Source organism: Bradyrhizobium canariense (assembly GCF_018130465.1).
GTDB lineage: Bacteria > Pseudomonadota > Alphaproteobacteria > Rhizobiales > Xanthobacteraceae > Bradyrhizobium > Bradyrhizobium canariense_C.
Genome location: NZ_JAFCKJ010000013.1, coordinates 72612 through 89303, shown reverse-complemented (window position 1 = coordinate 89303; position 16692 = coordinate 72612). Strand labels below are relative to the sequence as shown.

The 16692-nt window shown below is 63.3% G+C and carries 16 protein-coding genes; 6 read left to right on the top strand and 10 right to left on the bottom strand.

The features are described from left to right. Positions 1 to 8 precede the first annotated feature (8 nt). Positions 9 to 560: a carboxymuconolactone decarboxylase family protein gene (locus tag JQ591_RS27855; RefSeq protein ID WP_211399206.1), complete on the bottom strand. Its 552-nt coding sequence runs from the start codon at positions 558 to 560 to the stop codon at positions 9 to 11. Further along, the gene (locus tag JQ591_RS27850) at positions 538 to 1239 is read right to left on the bottom strand and encodes a TetR/AcrR family transcriptional regulator (RefSeq protein WP_211399205.1); all 702 of its coding nucleotides are present in this window, start codon (positions 1237 to 1239) and stop codon (positions 538 to 540) included. Before JQ591_RS27850 ends, JQ591_RS27855 begins: the two co-directional genes overlap by 23 nt. A 117-nt stretch (positions 1240 to 1356) precedes the next feature. On the opposite strand from JQ591_RS27850, the gene JQ591_RS27845 reads away from it, so the two are divergent. The 4 genes from JQ591_RS27845 (at position 1357) to JQ591_RS27830 (ending at position 6210) form a co-directional block, all read left to right on the top strand. Next, positions 1357 to 2346, top strand: coding sequence for a Bug family tripartite tricarboxylate transporter substrate binding protein (locus JQ591_RS27845; RefSeq protein ID WP_249137787.1), 990 nt, complete (start codon positions 1357 to 1359; stop codon positions 2344 to 2346). A gap of 25 nt (positions 2347 to 2371) precedes the next feature. After that, a complete protein-coding gene (locus tag JQ591_RS27840) occupies positions 2372 to 2917 on the top strand; it encodes a VOC family protein (RefSeq protein ID WP_211399204.1) in 546 nt (181 codons plus the stop codon). Positions 2918 to 3028: 111 nt separating this feature from the next. After that, the gene (locus tag JQ591_RS35760; protein ID WP_211399203.1) at positions 3029 to 5344 is read left to right on the top strand and encodes a caspase family protein; all 2316 of its coding nucleotides are present in this window, start codon (positions 3029 to 3031) and stop codon (positions 5342 to 5344) included. 53 nt (positions 5345 to 5397) lie between these two features. Then, positions 5398 to 6210 (top strand): class I SAM-dependent methyltransferase, encoded by an 813-nt coding sequence (locus JQ591_RS27830; protein WP_211399202.1) that lies wholly within the window; start codon positions 5398 to 5400, stop codon positions 6208 to 6210. A gap of 24 nt (positions 6211 to 6234) precedes the next feature. Here the strand turns inward: JQ591_RS27830 and JQ591_RS27825 are convergent, their stop codons facing one another. The 7 genes from JQ591_RS27825 to JQ591_RS27795 form a co-directional block, all read right to left on the bottom strand. Next, complete coding sequence (locus JQ591_RS27825) at positions 6235 to 7791, bottom strand: L,D-transpeptidase (protein WP_211399201.1); 1557 nt, start codon at positions 7789 to 7791, stop codon at positions 6235 to 6237. A gap of 335 nt (positions 7792 to 8126) precedes the next feature. Next, entirely contained in the window at positions 8127 to 8822 is a 696-nt protein-coding gene (locus tag JQ591_RS27820; protein ID WP_106946251.1) for an ABC transporter ATP-binding protein, read from the bottom strand. Then, positions 8822 to 9571, bottom strand: coding sequence for an ABC transporter ATP-binding protein (locus JQ591_RS27815; protein ID WP_211399200.1), 750 nt, complete (start codon positions 9569 to 9571; stop codon positions 8822 to 8824). The genes JQ591_RS27820 and JQ591_RS27815 overlap by 1 nt, the downstream gene beginning before the upstream one ends. Then, on the bottom strand, positions 9568 to 10860 hold the full coding sequence (locus tag JQ591_RS27810; RefSeq protein ID WP_211399199.1) for a branched-chain amino acid ABC transporter permease: 1293 nt from the start codon (positions 10858 to 10860) through the stop codon (positions 9568 to 9570). The genes JQ591_RS27815 and JQ591_RS27810 overlap by 4 nt, the downstream gene beginning before the upstream one ends. Beyond that, complete coding sequence (locus JQ591_RS27805; RefSeq protein ID WP_211399198.1) at positions 10857 to 11804, bottom strand: branched-chain amino acid ABC transporter permease; 948 nt, start codon at positions 11802 to 11804, stop codon at positions 10857 to 10859. Before JQ591_RS27805 ends, JQ591_RS27810 begins: the two co-directional genes overlap by 4 nt. A 117-nt stretch (positions 11805 to 11921) precedes the next feature. Continuing rightward, a complete protein-coding gene (locus JQ591_RS27800) occupies positions 11922 to 13154 on the bottom strand; it encodes a branched-chain amino acid ABC transporter substrate-binding protein (RefSeq protein WP_211399197.1) in 1233 nt (410 codons plus the stop codon). Positions 13155 to 13348: 194 nt separating this feature from the next. Continuing rightward, positions 13349 to 14380: a fatty acid desaturase gene (locus JQ591_RS27795; RefSeq protein WP_211399196.1), complete on the bottom strand. Its 1032-nt coding sequence runs from the start codon at positions 14378 to 14380 to the stop codon at positions 13349 to 13351. Between the two features lie 759 nt (positions 14381 to 15139). Between JQ591_RS27795 and JQ591_RS27790 the strand changes: the two genes are divergently transcribed. Both JQ591_RS27790 and JQ591_RS27785 read left to right on the top strand, forming a co-directional pair. Next, a complete protein-coding gene (locus tag JQ591_RS27790) occupies positions 15140 to 15817 on the top strand; it encodes a Crp/Fnr family transcriptional regulator (protein WP_211399195.1) in 678 nt (225 codons plus the stop codon). Positions 15818 to 16026: 209 nt separating this feature from the next. Then, a complete protein-coding gene (locus tag JQ591_RS27785; RefSeq protein ID WP_211399194.1) occupies positions 16027 to 16254 on the top strand; it encodes a hypothetical protein in 228 nt (75 codons plus the stop codon). A gap of 251 nt (positions 16255 to 16505) precedes the next feature. On the opposite strand, the gene JQ591_RS27780 is transcribed toward JQ591_RS27785, so the two are convergent. Continuing rightward, a complete protein-coding gene (locus JQ591_RS27780) occupies positions 16506 to 16652 on the bottom strand; it encodes a hypothetical protein (RefSeq protein WP_211399193.1) in 147 nt (48 codons plus the stop codon). Between the last annotated feature and the right edge of the window lie 40 nt (positions 16653 to 16692).

The window sequence follows — 16692 nt, the reverse complement described above, 5'->3', positions numbered from 1 at the left end:
CGGGCCGCCTATTTCTTGCCGCCGTCATAGACCTTCATGCCGGCTGCCGGATCGAGATCGGTCTCGGTCGCCTCGGTGACACGCGCCATCATCATGTAGAAGCCGAGCGCGACGATGGATTCGACGATCTCCTGGTCGCTGAAATACTCGCGCATGGCGGTGAAGGTCGGCTCGGGAACGCGAACATTCTCGACCACTTCGCGGCCGAATTTCAGCAGCGCGCGCTCGGCATCGCTTAAGCCGGCGGCATCGTAGTCGGCGCGCTCGACCGCATCGATCTGTGCTTGCGTGCAGCCGACCCCGAGCGCGATCGGCACGTGCTGGCGCCATTCATAGGCGCCGCCTTCGAGCTGGGCGGCCTGGAGGATCAGGAGCTCGCGGTTGACGGCCGAGAGCTTCTGCTTGTGCAGGATCGAATTCCCGAGCCGCATCGCCGGAATCATGTTGGCCTCGGCATGGGCCATCATGCGAAAGATATTGAGCTTGACCGGCATGCGGTCGAACGAGGCGCGGATGTCGCCGCTCGTCGTCTCCGGATCAATCAGGGGCAGCCTTGCCACGATTCTCTCCCTTGGCTTTTCGTTTCTTGTTGTCCTGCGTCCCGCCATCCGCCGCGATCAGCGACAGGAAGAAGGCGAGATAGCGGTCGATCGCCTCGATCACCTTCGGCCGCGTCGACGGTGCCGCGCCCATCACGTAATGCTCGAGACGGATGTAGATCAGTCCGGCCGCGAACAGCCGCGCGGTCTCGCGCGGATCCGGCGTCGAGACCAGGCCGGCGAGCGCAAAACCGCGGAAATAATCCGTCATCATGCTCTGCTCGCGCGCGTAAAAATGATCGGCGAATTTGGCGCGGATGCCGGGCACGCGATTGCGCTCGGCGGTGATGACTTTCTGGAACTGGTGCTCGCGCGGATCGGACCATTGCTCGACGAGGTCCAATGCAAACTGCCGGCAGAACGCGGCGGGCTGGCGCGCGAGCTGCTTGTAGCGCGGCTCTTCCAGCCGGCTCGCCGAGCTGGCCGGACCGTGCTCGGCCACGATCGCCTCGAGGATCGCGGCCTTGCCGGCGAAGTGATTGTAGAGGCTGCTCTCGCGGATGCCGACGCGGCGCGCGAGCTCGCGCATCGAGGCGCCGCCATAGCCGCTCTGCGCGAACAGATCGAGCGCCTCGGTGAGGATGCGCTCGCGGGTCGTGGGCGCAGCCGCTTCCGCCGCGCTGGTGGTGTGGACAGCCATGCGGCTTGACTAACGAACGATCGTTCGCTAGTCAACCGCCGGCACGATCGCTCGTTCGGTCTTGCGCTTCAACTCCGCTCTCAAAAGAAGCGGAGAGCAATCTGGGGAGACTAGGTCATGGCGCGCTTCGTCCATTTTCGTCTGCTGCGCGCCGCAACATTGTCATTGGTCGTAACGTCCTCGGCAATGCTGCCTGCGCGTGCCGAGGATCCGGCCGCCTATCCCACGCACAAGATCAGGATGCTGCTGCCTTATGCGGCCGGTGGCGGCGGCGACGTGATCGGGCGGCTGCTCGCCGACAGGATGGGCAAGACGCTCGGACAAAGCATCTATATCGAGAACCACACCGGCGCTGCCGGCACGCTCGGCACGCAGATAGTCGCGGCGTCGGCGAATGACGGCTACACCATCACCGTCGGCGGCATGACCACGCATGTGCTGGCGCCGGCGATCTATCCGAAACTGCCCTACGATTCGATCAAGGATTTCACCACGATCGGGCGCATCGGCACGTCCTCGATCATGCTGGTGGCGACCAAGGATTTTGCCTCCAACGACATCAAGGGCCTGATCGCGCTGGCCAAGAAGGGCGAGCCGATCCAGTACGGAAGCTGGGGCGTGGGCTCGACCGGACAATTCTGCGCGGAAATCCTGATGCAGCAGACCGGAATCAAGATGGACCACGTGCCGTTCAACGGCATCGCCAAATTGGCCGGCGATTTGCTCGGCGGCCACATCTCGCTGGCGACACTCGACATGGCGACCGCGACGCCGCTGGTGAAGGACGGCTCGATCAAGGCGCTGGCCGCCTGCGGCGAACGCTCGCCGAGCCTGCCGGATGTCGCAAGCTACAAGGAACAGGGCGTGCCGTTCGACCGCAGCCTGTCCTGGGCGATGTATGCGCCTGCGGGCCTTGCCGAACCGATTGCGAAAAAGCTGTCGGCGGCACTGAAGGACGCGCTCGCCGATGCCGAGGTGAAGGAGAAGCTGCTGGGGCTCGGCATCACGCCGCAATTCGTGCCGGGCGACGAGCAGCGTGACATCAACGCACGCGACATCGCGGCCTGGAAGCAGGTTGCCAGGGACGCGGGTATCGAGGTCAAGTGAGCAAGGTGACAGGAGGAGCGCGGGCATGAGCCGCATCTTCGGCGCGGTGCGCCAGAACGGATATGTGGTGCGGGACATCCACGCCGCAATGAAGCACTGGATCGAGGTGATGGGCGTCGGGCCCTGGTACTACATGGACCGCGTCAAGACCGACTGGTTCCGCCATCGCGGCGAGAACTCAGCCGTCGAGATGAGCATTGCGCTGGCCAATTCCGGCGATCTCCAGATCGAGCTGATCCAGCAGCGTAACGACGCGCCCTCGCTGTACAGGGAGTTCCTCGATTCCGGCCACGAAGGCCTCCAGCACATGTCCTATTGGAGCTACGACTACCAGGCGCTCCACGACAGGGCGCTCGGGCTCGGCTACAGGATCGGCCATGAGGGCCAGATCGGCGGCGACAAGGGGCGCTTTGCCTATTTCGACACCCAGGCCCATCCAGGCACCGTGATCGAGATCTCCGACATCAGCGGCACCAAGGGCCCGTTCTTCGAGAAGGTCCGGCAGGCTGCTGCGAACTGGGATGGCACGCGGCCGATCCGGGAGGTTGGTGGGGGGAGATCGTCGGACTGATTGCCGGGTTGCGGCGACAGGAAGCGCCGAACGAATTCAAATAGAAATTGTATTGCGGCCCCGGTCGGATATTCTCGCCGGCATTGCAGGTATCCCGGCTTGGGGGCCGTGATGAAGTTTTTTTATCTCTTTCTTCTTGGCGCATTGACTCTCGTCTTCGCGCCGGTCGGAGCATTCGCCGACCAGCGCATGGCGCTGGTGATGGGCAATTCGGCGTATCAACGCGCGCCCAAGCTCGCCAATTCCGCCAATGACGCCAACCTCATGGCCGAGACCTTCAAGAAGGCCGGCTTCACCGTCGTCGAGGCGCGCAACGACCTCTCGGCCCAGGACATGCGGCGGGCCTTGCGCGATTTCGGCGCCAAGGCGCGCAGCGCCGACATCGCCGTGATCTACTATGCCGGCCACGGCATCGAGATCGACGGCAACAACTATCTCGTTCCCGTCGATGCCCAGCTCGAGAACGACACCGATGTCTATGACGAGACCATCGGGCTCGACCGTGTCCTGGTCGCCATCGAGCCCGCGAAACGGCTGCGTCTCGTCATTCTCGATGCCTGCCGCGACAATCCGTTCTCGAAGAACATGAAACGCACGATGGCGTCGCGCGCGGTCGCGCGCGGCCTCGCCAAGGTCGAGCCGTCGAGCCCGAACACGCTGGTGGCCTTCGCCGCCAAGGCCGGCCTCACCGCGCTCGACGGCGATGGCAGGAACAGCCCCTTCGCGACCGCGCTGGCACATCACCTCGCGACCCCCGGCCTCGATCTGCGCAAGGCGTTCGGCTATGTCCGCGACGAGGTGCTCCAGGCCACGACCAACAGGCAGGAGCCCTTCATCTACGGCTCGCTCGGCGGCGACGACGTCGTGCTGGCGCCGGCAGCGGCGCCTCCTGCTCCACCGTCGGCACCCGTCGCATCTACCGACGCGAGCGCATCGCGCGACTACGAATTCTCCGAGCGCGTCGGCACGGTGGAAGCCTGGGACCTCTACATCGCGACGCATCCGGGCGGGTTCTACACTGATCTTGCGAAGGTCCAGCGCAACAAGCTCGCCGCAACCGCCGCCCGCCCCGCGCCAGCACCGGTCCCGGTCGCGATTGAAGCGAAGAAGGTGCAGACCTCACCTGTCCTGCCGCCGCAGCCGGAGGCAACAAAGCCCGTCGTCGCGCCAAAGCTGGCGGCGGCTCCGGCGACCGTTGCGCCGCTCGCGCTCGCCGCCCCGCCGGCAACCGAGACGAAGAGTGTCGCTGCCGTCCCCTCATCGAGCTGCACCACACGTATCGCACGGCGCGGCAACGACGCCGTCGGCGGGCCCTTCGTCCCGGTCTCGATCAGGCCGAATGTCGAGGGTGCGAGCGTGCGCACCATCGCCGTCTCCCCTAACGGCCGGGAGATCGCCACCGCCGGCGACGACGGGGTGATCCGGCTCTGGGATGCATCCTCGTTCCGGCTGACGCGCGTGCTGCGGGGACATGCCGGCGCGATCTATGCGCTGGACTACTGGACCGACAGCACTCTGCTCGCTTCCGCCGGATGGGACGGCAAGGTCAAGGTCTGGGATCTCAAGAGCGACGGCCAGAGCCTGACGTTCGACGCCGGCGCAAAACAATTCGCGGTCGCCTTCGCGCCGGAGCCTACGCTCAAATATCTGGCCGCGGCCGGCGAGGACGGCGTCGTGCGCATCTGGAATCTCGGGACCCGCGAACTCGCCAAGAGCAGGCTCGATCACCAGAGCCCCGATCCCGCGCGCGCGGCGGTGCGCTCGCTGAGCTACGCGCCGTCGGGTTCTGGCGAGTTCGTCTCGGCGGGCTTCGACGGCAAGATCAGGTTCTATCGCACCAGCGGCACCATCGACACCAGGGACGCCTACGGCCGCAAGGCATTGCGTGTGGCCTATTCACCAGACGGCACGCGCGTGGTCACCGCCGGCTCGGATGCGGAACTCGGCGCGGCAAAGGTGTGGGACGTCAAGAACGGGACGTCGCGCCTTCTCACCGGGCATCGCGATTATGTCGTGTCGGCGAGCTGGTCCGCGGACAGCAAGCGCATCGTGACCGGCGGCGGCGGACGCGACAAATCGGTCAATTTGTGGGACGCCGACAGCGGCCGGCTGCTTGCAAGTTTCGTGGGCCATCAGGAGGATATCGAGGCGGTCGCGTTCTTTCCGGGCGGCACGCGGCTGATCTCCGCGAGCGAGGACAAGACCATCAAGGTCTGGGACATCGCGGAGCGGCGCGTGCTCCTCACCGCGATCGGCTTCGGCGACGAGGGCTATGTCGGCTACACGCCCGAAGGCTGCTACGCCGGTTCGAACGGCGTCGAAAGCCGGCTCAGCATCTTCAACGGCAGTCGCTACGAGCCGATGTCGCTGGAGGCCCGCAAGGCGATGCAGGAACCGGCCGGATTCACCGCGCTGCTGGCGCGGTAGGCGGCAATCCATGGTAACGTGAGCCGCGTATCCGAACCTTCAGCGAGGCAAGCATGTCCAACACTGACAAGGTTTTCGCCGGCTCGATCCCAAAGCTCTACGACGAATATCTGGTACCGATGATCTTCGCCGTTTACGCCGACGACATCGCAAGACGTGTCGCGGCCCTGTCTCCCTCCGTGCTGCTCGAGATCGCGGCAGGCACCGGCGCAGTGACGCGCGCGGTGGCGGCGGCGCTGCCGCGCGGCGTCCGCTATGTCGCGACCGACCTCAACGAGCCGATGCTCGCGGTCGCGGCGCAGCGTCAGGCAGACGACGATCGCATCTCATGGCGCCAGGCCGACGGATCGGCCCTGCCCTTCGACGATGGCGAATTCGACGTGGTCTGCTGCCAGTTCGGCGCCATGTTCTTTCCGGACCGCGTCAAGGCTTACGGCGAAGTGAAGCGCGTCCTCAAGGGCGACGGCACGTTCGTGTTCAACGTCTGGGATCGCATCGAGGACAATGTGCTGACGCATGAAGCGACAGTCGCGCTCGAAAAGCTGTTTCCCGATGACCCGCCCCGTTTCATGGCCCGGACGCCGCACGGCTATCACGACAAGGCCGTCATCAGAACCGACCTCGAACGCGCAGGCTTCCGTGACATATCGATCGAAACGCGAGCTGAAACAAGCCGCGCGCCGTCGCCCGACTACGTCGCGATCGCGATCTGCCAGGGCACGCCGCTGCGCAGCGAGATCGAGGCAAGGGATGCCAGCAAGCTTCAGGCTGCAACCGACATCGTGGCCGAGGCGATCCGAACCCGCCATGGAGCCGGGGCGATCGAGGGCAAGATCCAGGCGATCGTGATCGAGGCACGTCGGTAATAACGGGCTTCGATCTGCAGCCGCCTACCAGAAGCCCCGCTGCATCGGCTGCGCCGGCTGATAATATTGATACTGGCCACGCCGGCGCGGATTGACGGGCTGCGGGTTCGGATCGCGCTGGAAGAAGAAGCCGAAACCGTTGCCGCCATTGTCCCAGCCGTCATCGCTCGCCATGGCCATCGGAGGCGCGGTCGGCTTGCGCGTGATGAACCCACCCTGGGGCTGGCTGCTCAGCACGGCGACGAACTCGGTGCGGTAGTTGGTCTCGCTGCTCAGCGGCTCGTCCGAGATGACGATCGAGGACCGCGGCAACGCGGTCGGCGCGATGCGATCGAGCACCTCCTGCGGAATGGTGATGCGGTCGAGCGCGTTCTTGGCGTTGTCGCCGTCTTCGATCGTGACCACGCTCCAGCGCAGGCCCGTATCGTTCTTCGCCATCGCCGTGAAGATATGCGTGCCGAGCGGCTGGTCGGGATTACGGATCGTGACGGGAACCTCGATGCTGGTGTCGAACACCTCGCCGCCGCCGTCCGGTGCCGGCTTGTGGGTGTTCCGCCGCACGTAGAGCTTCTGCGTCGCGCGGCTGATGTAGACGGAGACCGGCTCAAGCGCGAGCTTTGCGTCGGTCGCGGCCTTCACGGCATCGGCCTTCCTGGTCGCCGCCGCCTTGGCGGCCTCCTTCGTGGCAGCCACCGCATCGCGCTTCGGCTGTGCGGCGGCCCTGGCGGCATCGAGCTGCGTCGCCGCGTCGGCGGCCTTGGTGGCAGCCTTCTGCTGCAGTTCCTCGGCCTTGGCGCGGGCCTGATCGGTCTTGGTGGCCGCGAGCTGCTTGTCGGCGAAGGCGAGCTCGGCGTCAGCGCGGGTCTTCTGCTGTTCCAGCTTGCGCAGCAAGGCCGGCAGCGAGGCCGCCTCTTTCGCGGCCACTGTCGCGGCCTTCTTGGTCTCGTCAGCCGCCCGGGCTGCCTCCTCGGCCTCGCCGGAGAGCTTGTCGATCCGGCCCGGCGCCGCCGTAATGGCCTCCCGCTTCGGCATGAACAGTGCGGGATGGACGATGTCGACCGGGGCCGCGTCGTTCGGCGAGATGATCACCCGCATTCCGATGTTGGTCTTCTCGAACAGACCCTCCGCGAAGCCGAACGGCATCCGCACGCAGCCATGCGAAGCGGCATAGCCCGGCAGCGGCCCGCCATGCAGCGCGATGCCGTTCCAGGTGATGCGCTGCATGTTCGGCATCCAGGCGTCGTCATACATGGTCGAGTGGTGGTCCTTGTCCTTCTCGACGATGGCGAAGACGCCGGCCGGCGTCTCGCGTCCCGTCGTGCCGGTGGACACCGGCGCGCGAAAAATCCAGCCGTCTGCGTCGTAGAAGGTGACCTGCTGGCTCTTGATCGACACGATCGCCATGATCGGCTCGCCGGCCTCGCGTGGTGCCACCGCCTCGGCCGGCTGGCGCGGCTGCTTGGCCGCGGTCGCCGGGCCCACAGCCGCAAAGGCGAGCATCGCCGCCAAGGTCACAATTCCGGGAGGCCCCCAACGCCGCATCGCCACGGTGGATTGCGCCGTCGTCATCAGGTTTCTCATGCCATCCTCGGTCGAAATGCCAGTCCGCCGGTCATTGATCAGATTGCGATCTTTGAATTAAGAAATCGCAGCCGCCTTACGTTCCGTCTGTGGCGACATTCGGCACGTTCCGGCGATAAATCTCTCATATACGACGGTTGGCGCAGGCGGAAGGGCGGCGTGCGACCGAAGCTGGCCCTGGCGGGCGCCGCTGCGGCAGAATGTCCGCTATGGGCCAAGCTTGGCAAGTTGCGTCCGGGGATCAGATCAGTTCCGGCAGGCGTTCCGGATCAACGAGGACCCCGATGCTGCGAGGAGTTCTTGGCTGCCTCTTGATGAGGCGGCTCGTTCCTGCGTCAGACCTCGAGCCACTCCTGGCGCACGGCGGCGTTGGCCTTGAGCTCATCCGGCGTCCCTTCGAAGACGACGCGGCCGTGGCCCATGATGTAGACACGTTTCGAGATTCGCATCGCGATCGACAGCTTCTGCTCGACGAGAAGAATTGCGACACCTGCCGCGGCGATGCGGGCAATGAGATCACCAACCTGTTGCACGATCAGGGGCGCGAGGCCTTCGGTCGGCTCGTCGATCATGATCAGATCCGGGTCGCCCATCAGTGTCCGGCAAGTGGTGAGCATCTGTTTCTCGCCACCCGACAGCACGCCCGCGTCCGTATCGGCGCGCGCGGCAAGATTGGGGAACATGTCGAGCATGTCCTGAAGCCGCCATTTTCCGGGACGGCGCGTGTCCTTGATGCCGAGCACGAGATTTTGACGAACAGTCAGGCTCGGGAAAATGTCACGATGTTCGGGCACGTAGCCGAGGCCGAGGCGTGCGATCTTGTAGCTGGGCAGACCGGCGATATCCCTGCCCTTGAAGCGGATCGTGCCTTGCGGCGCCACTTCGCCCATGATCGCCTTGATCGTGGTGGAGCGGCCGACGCCGTTGCGGCCGAGCAGGCTCACGACCTCGCCTGCGGCGACGTCGAGGTCGACGCCCTGGAGAATGTGGCTCTTGCCGTAATAGGCGTGGAGATTCCTGACCTCGAGCATCAGTGGGCTTCCTCGCCGAGATAGGCTTCCTTGACCTTCGGATCGCGCCGGATTTCTTCCGGCGTGCCCGACGCGATGATGTGCCCGTAGACCAGCACCGAGATGCGGTCGGCCAGGCCGAACACGACGCTCATGTCGTGCTCCACGATGACAAGGGTCTTGCCCTCGGTCAGCCGCCGGATCAGCGACACCGCGCGTTCCGTCTCGGCGTGGCTCATGCCGGCGGTCGGCTCGTCGAGCATGACGACGGTGGCACCGCTCGCGATGGTGATGCCGATTTCCAGCTCGCGCTGCTCGGCATAGGTCAAAAGGCCCGCCGGCACGTCGCCCCGGTGCGTCAGATGAATATCGTCCAGGATCCGGGCCGTGCGCTCGCGAACCTCGGGCAGACTATCGACGTTCTTCCAGAACGCGTAGCGATGCCCTGTGGCCCACAGCACGGCGCAGCGGACGTTCTCCCAGACCGTCATGCGGGCGAACACGTTGGTAACCTGGAACGAGCGCGACAGGCCGCGCCGGTTGATCTCGAACGGCCGCAGGCCGGAGATCAAGTCGCCGTTCAGCCGAACCTCGCCCGAGGTCGGCTTGATATGGCCGCTGATCAGATTGAACGTCGTGGACTTGCCGGCGCCGTTCGGACCAATGATGGCGTGCCGCTCACCTTGTGCGACGCTGAGGTTGAGGTCGCGGATGATGTCGACATTGCCGAAGCGCTTTTCGACGGCGCGGACTTCGATGGCTGCCGTCATGCCAGATACCCCCGGTCACGGGCGACCGTGGCGGCCCTGTCCCACGCATCCGCAATCCGCCGCCAGGTCACCCGCGCGGCGAACGCGCCGCCGACAACGAGAACCGCAGCACTGATCCATGTCACCGGCGATTTCGGCTTGAACCCAATGCCGAACAGGTTGATGGCGTCCCCGCCGGAATAGCGCGCGATCGTCTCGATCGTCAGGATCACGCCGAAGGCGAGCGCCGCGGTGGGAACGATCGCGACGAGATAGGACGGGATCACCGTCCACAGCGTCCCGGCGCGAACCAGTGGCCGATGCATCATCACCAAGCCGGCAATACCGCCGGGCGAGAACATCACGATCCCGATGAAGATGATGCCGAAATAGAGCTGCCAGACACTGGTGACGCTGGTCAGCCCGAGCTGGAGATAGGTCACCAGGATCGCGCCGAGGATCGGGCCGAAGAAGTAGGCTGTGCCGCCGATGAAGGTGGAGAACAGCACGAGGCCGGACTGGATCGCGCCGAGATAGGCGGAGTTCGCGATCTCGAAATTGATCGCGGCGAGGCCGCCGGCGATGCCGGCGAAGAACCCTGCAAAGCAGAAGGCGAGATAGCGGACGACATGGGGATCGTAGCCGATGAACTGGACACGTTCAGGATTGTCGCGGACCGCATTGCTGATCCGCCCCAGCGGCGTCCGGGTCAGCGCGTACATCGCCATGGCCGACAACACCAACCAGAACGCGATCAGGTAATAGACCTGAAGCTGCGGGCCGAAGGTCCAACCGAACATCTTTGGCAGCGCGGTGCGGTCCGTGGTGACGCCGGATTCTCCACCGAACACCGAGCGCAGGATCAGCGAGGAGGACGCCACCAGTTCGCCGATACCGAGCGAGATCATCGCGAACACGGTGCCGGCGCGCTTGGTCATGACCCAGCCGATGATCATCGCGAAAACAAGACCACCGATCCCGCCGAACAGCGGAATGAACGGGAGGGGAACCGGCCAGCCATGCGACGTTACCGCATTCATCATGTGGCAGGCAGCAAAGCCGCCAAGGCCATAGTGAACGGCGTGCCCGAACGACAGCAGCCCGGTCTGGCCGAGCAGGATGTTGTAGGAGAGCGCGAAGACGATCGCGATGCCGATCAGGCTGAAGGACGTCAGCGAGCCGCCGGAGGAGAAGATCATCGGCAGGACGATCAACGCGATCACGCCGATCAGCCAGACGCCGTAGAAGCGCAAATTTCCGCCGGCGGGCTTGCCTGTAACGTTCGGCGTCGAGGTCGTTGCAGTCGTCATGACTCGCGCGTCCCCATCAGGCCCATGGGGCGAACGATCAGAATGAGCACCAGCAGCATATAAGGAACGATCGGTGCGACCTGGGCGATCGTGACATTCCAGATGTCGGCGAGGACGGACGGTCCCGCCGACGGATCGAGCGGCCCGAACGCGCTGGCCAGCGAGCCATCGAGCGCCACTGCGAACGTCTGGACCAGTCCGATGACGAGCGATGCGATGAAGGCGCCCGGCAAGGAGCCGAGGCCGCCAAATACGATGACCACAAACAGGATGGGCCCGAGCGAAGCGGCCATGTCGGACTGCGTCACCAAAGCTGGTCCGGCAATGACGCCAGCAAGCCCGGCCAGCGCGCTGCCGACACCGAACACCGCCATGAACACACGCCCGACGTTGTGACCGAGATGCCCGACCATGTGGGGATGGGTCAGCGCCGCCTGGACGATGAGGCCGACGCGGGTGCGCTTGAGCACCACCAGCAGCGCCACGAAGATGACGACCGACACCGCCAGCATGAATATCTTGTAGGCAGGATAATTGGTCGAGAAGATCGTGAAGGCCGGAAAGTCGAGCAGCGCCGGCACGCGATAGTCGAGCGGGCTCTTGCCCCAGATCATCGACACGATCTCTTCGATCGCGAAGGCAAGACCGAAGGTCAGCAGCAGTTCGGCGACATGGCCGTGCTTGTGGGTGTTGCGCAGGCCATAGCGCTCCACCGCCATGCCGATGGCGCCCACCAACAGCGGGGCGAGCACGAGTGCAGGCCAGAAGCCGATCCACTTCGTGAGCTGGAAGCCGAAAAAGGCGCCGAGCATGTAAAAGCTGGCATGGGCGAAGTTGAGCACGCCCATCATGCTGAAGATGACGGTCAACCCGCTCGACAGCAGGAACAGCAGCATGCCGAACAGCACACCGTTCAGGGTCGAAATGACAACAAGTTCAAGCACAGCGCACTCTTGAATATCCTGGCCGCTATGGCCCGGCGAACATTGTCCAACGGATCAGATATTCCGGCCACCGCCTCCCCGCAGCCCGTAACGGCTGCGGCAAGGCGGCGTGCGTGGTTACGGCCGCGTCATCTTGCAGCTCGTGGAGACCATGGCCTGCGGGGTATCGACCTTGGAGACCCCATGCCAGCCCCAGCCGGTGTTTTCCTCGTCGAAAGGATCGTTCGCAGCAAGCTTACCGAAAGAGGAAATATAGATCGGCTGGAAGAACTGGTGGTCATCCTTGCGCATGAAGCCGGTGCCACCGTCGAGAACATCGAACTTCAGGTCCTCGAGCGTTGCCGCCACCTTCACCGGGTCGATCGAGTTGGCCTTTTCGGCCGCGGCCTTGAACATGCGCATCTCGTTGACGGCCCGCGGATACCAGAGCGAGAGGTTGACCTTGGCACGGAAGGCCTTTTCGTAATCCATTGCCGTCTGGTTGCCGGAATTGGCAAAGCCCTCGGTGATCTGGAAGACCTGGTGATCGAGACCGGTCTGCTTGATCGCGGTCGGGCCACCGGCGCCGCCGGCATAATAAGTGTACCAGTTCACCTTCAGACCGGCATCGGCCGCGGCCTTGAGCAGCAGCGCGAAGTCCTGGCCCCAGTTGCCGGTGACGACGCTGTCGGCGCCGGACGCCTTGATCTTGGCAATATACGGCGAGAAGTCCGTAACCTTGAGCAGCGGATGCAGCTCGTCGCCGACGATCTGGATGTCGGGCCGCTTGGCTCCGAGCATCTTGCGCGCGTCGGAGCGCACCGACTGGCCGAACGAATAGTCCTGGTTGATCAGGTACACCTTTTTGATCGAGGCGGTGTCCTTCATGTAGTTGGTGAGCGCCTCCATCTTGATGTCGGAGCTCGCATCCCAGCGGAAATGCCAATAGCTGCACTTCTCGTTGGTCAGGCTCGGATCGACGGCGGCGTAGTTGAAATACAGGACTTCCTTGCCGGGATTGCGGGTGTTGTTCTTGGCGATGAAGTCCGAGAGGGCCGCAGCAACCGACGAGCCGTTGCCTTGGGTGATGTAGCGGACCCCGGCGTCGATCGCCTTCTGGGCCTGCACCAGGCTCTCCTGCGGATTGGTCTTGTTGTCGAGCGGCACGATCTCGACCTTGTGGCCGAGAATGCCGCCCTTGGCATTGAGTTCGTCGGCCAGATATTGGAATGTCTTTAGACCGCCCTCGCCGACGCTGGCTCCGCCTCCGGAGAGCGGATCGATGTAGCCGATCTTGATCGTGTCCTCGGCCCACGCGGCATGACCGAGCATGGGGGCGATCACGGCAATAGCCAAAGCTAGCTTGCGCATTATGACGTTTCCTCGCTGAATTTCGACTTTAGTCGACGGATGAATGCGCTTATTGCTGCGCAATTTCAAACCCATACTGACCAGAACAAGCTTTGATTGACAAGCTCCACAAGACCGCAAAATGCAAAGGCCGACCGTCCATTTTGCGCCCAGAATTCCGCGCTGGGAAATGAAACTTCAGCCGAAGCGCACGGTCATGGCGCGACGATGCCGGCTGGACGTTGGCTAGCCCGTGCCTCTCCAAAGGAGACGAGCCGCTGCCGCTCCTCGTCCCACAAGGCCAGCCGCACGGTCTGCAAACTCTGGAGCAGCGTAATCCGCCCGACACCAGCGAACTGCGGATGGTCGCGCAACACATCCGGCAAGCGATAGCAGGGAATTCGACTGGACAAATGATGGATGTGATGGACGCCGATATTTGCCGTGAACCATCGCAGGACACCCGGCAATTGGTAGTGGGAGCTGCCGTGCAGCGCAGCGTCGTGAAAATTCCAGGTCTTCTCGTGGGCCCAGTGCGTGTGCTCGAACTGGTGCTGGACGTAGAACAGCCAGACACCGATCGACGCCGCCAGAACAATGATCGGCAGATGCACAAGCAGGAACGGCCCATAGCCGACCAGCCGGATCATCGTGACGGCGAGAACCGCGATGGCGGTGTTCGTGCCCATCGTGCTCAGCCAGGGTTTCCAGCCGCCACGCATCACCCCGACCGGCAATCGGTGCTTCAAGATGAACAAATACGTGGGACCGACGCCAAACATCACGATGGGATGTCGATACAAACGATATAGCGTCCGACGCCATCGCGACTGCCCGAGAAACTCGCGCATGGTCAGCGTATCGATGTCGCCCAAGCCCCTGTGATCGAGATTGCCGGAGTTCGCGTGATGGCGTGCATGGTTGTACCGCCAGTAGCCGTATGGCGTCAGTGTCATCACACCGATGGCTCGGCCGACCCAATCGTTCGCAACGCGGCCGCGGAAGAAAGAGCCATGTCCGCAATCGTGTTGGATCATGAAGAGGCGGACCAGCAAACCCGCCGCGGGCACCTCGAGCAGCAGAGCAAACCAATACCCCTGGTCAAGAGCGGCCCAGATCAGAGCCCAGACGATGAAGAACGGTATCGCCGTGATCGCCAGCTCGAAGACGCCGCGCGCATTGTCGGGCTCGCGATAGCGGGCGAGCAACTGCGCCGATGCGCGGATTTCCGGCGTTCCTTGGGTCATATCTGCTCTGCTCCCGAACATGCCATCCAAGAAGCACGGTTATGACCACGGACGCTTGCGGCAGCAGCCCTGAGGTCACGCCCCGCGCTCTCATATTGATCCTTGCCGGGATGTGTAGCTGAGCAATATTGGTCACGCCAGCGCCACGTTTCCGAGACCGGAAGCGTGACGCGATCGCCGACGAGCCGGCGATTTCCGGGAATGTGAGCAATATTGAACAGAGGCCAACGTCGAGGCGCGGCATGCTCACGGCGTCGCGGTCGGCGAATCGGCTGTATCGGCGGCGGCTTCGGGTAGAACATACCCCGCCATATGGGCAGGAGCTTCCTATGTCCGAGGTCTATGCTCGTCCAGAACCCACGCTGATTCCGATACCCCGGCCACCCTGCCCGACCTGCCAGAGCCGCATGATGCTGATCCACGTCAGAGCAAGTTGCGACGGTCCCCATCTGCGGATTTTCGAATGCTCCAAGTGCGGGAACCTCCACAGAATATCCATGGACGATCCGATGAGATCGGCCAGGTAACAGCCGACCCCGAACGCGCGACGAAGCGGCCCTTGCACGGGAGTGCGGAACTCATGGAGGACCGGCATGGGACGGTCGTCCGGCATTGAGCGCAAGCGAGCCGGCCGAAGCGGTCGCCATAATCGGTCGATCGGGGTCGCCTGCGGGAACAAGAACAGAAGCAACATTTGCCTAACGCGCCAGACAACGGGCCTGCTAAGCTGAGGTCCTTCGATCAGGATTTGAAGGCGTCATGGCAAGAGCGGTGAAAAGCACGTTCGACCCGAAACTATTTCTCGCCAAGGTCGGCGAGGGCAAAGCCATATTGAAATTCGACAAGAGCCAGGCCGTGTTCTCGCAGGGTGACGCCGCGGACACGGTTTTCTATATCCAGAAGGGGAGGATCAAGGTTCTCGTCGTCTCCGAGCAGGGCAAGGAGGCCGTGGTCGGAATCATGGAGCCCGGACAATTCTTCGGCGAAGGCTGCCTGAACGGACATCCCTTGCGGATTTCGACGACGGTGGCGATGGAGCAATGCGTGGTCACTTCCATCGCGAAGTCCGCGATGCTTGCGGCACTCAAAAGCGAGCCTAAGTTTTCCGAGTTGTTCATGGGGTATCTGCTCAGTCGAAACAGCCGCATCGAAGAAGACCTGATCGACCAGTTATTCAATTCCAGCGAGAAGCGGCTTGCGCGTCTCCTCCTGCTCCTGGCAAATTTTGGAAAGGATGGCGTTCCTCAGCCGATCGCGGTGCAGGTCAGCCAGGAGACGCTCGCGGAGATGATCGGGACAACCCGCTCCAGGGTCAGCTTCTTCATGAACAAGTTTCGCAAGCTCGGCTTCATTACCTATAACGGTAAGATCGAGGTACATAACTCCCTCTTGAACGCGGTCTTGTATGACAAGCCCGAGATAATAAGGGAAGAGTGAGGCAGTCGAGCGGAAGGATCGAGGGAGCCAAACGCCTCGAGCCGCCTCCTGCGCATCGCGGAACATTCAACGCGCTGTCCGGTTGCCAACAATGGGGCGACCGGCTCTGAGGCGAATTCAGATGCGCCGATACGATTTCGTCGTTGCGATCTCGGCGGTCGTGGCGCTCGTGTCACCCTCACCCATCCTGCAATGATATGAAGGTCCCCATGAAGAAGCCGATCGCACAAACCGATGAGAGTGAGCCGAGAATCATTCAAAGGGCTGACGTAGCACCGGCCGATGGCTTCTCGCTCGTGGTCGATGGTCAATTCAAGACTCGTTACGATAACGAAACAGCTGCTCGAGAAGCCGCCGCGGATCTGTTGGGCAGGTTTCCAATGCTGCAAATCCTGGTCTACGATGCGGCGACCGGGATGCGGTCGCCGCTACAATAGATTCTCGCCCAAATGTCCAGGACGGGCAATTCGCGACTGGAGCCCCGCGCCGGGTCTTGTTGTGGGCTTGCGCGAAGTGTTCGTGAAGTCTCGGGGAATGGGCGATCGTCCTCCTTGGGACGAATTGGACGAGGTGTCGAAGATCATCCGACTGCGAGTGTATCGCTGCTCGGATTTCCTCGTTGTTGGATGCGTATCCGCTCACGACACACCTCCCATCAACGACTCTTTGGCGGTGCACCGGTGACCGCCTATCGGACCGCAACCCGGACTTTCGCCTGTTCCTCGGCCAGACGCTTCAAGAGCCATTGCCGCCGGGTGTCGTCTTTGGCCAGGTCGAGCTGCCTCCTGAAGATTTTCAGGTTTTCGAGGTAGATGAATTGTTCCAGGTCCTCCATTTGGTGCACTCGCTCAGGTCGGTGGCCTCAAATCGTGACT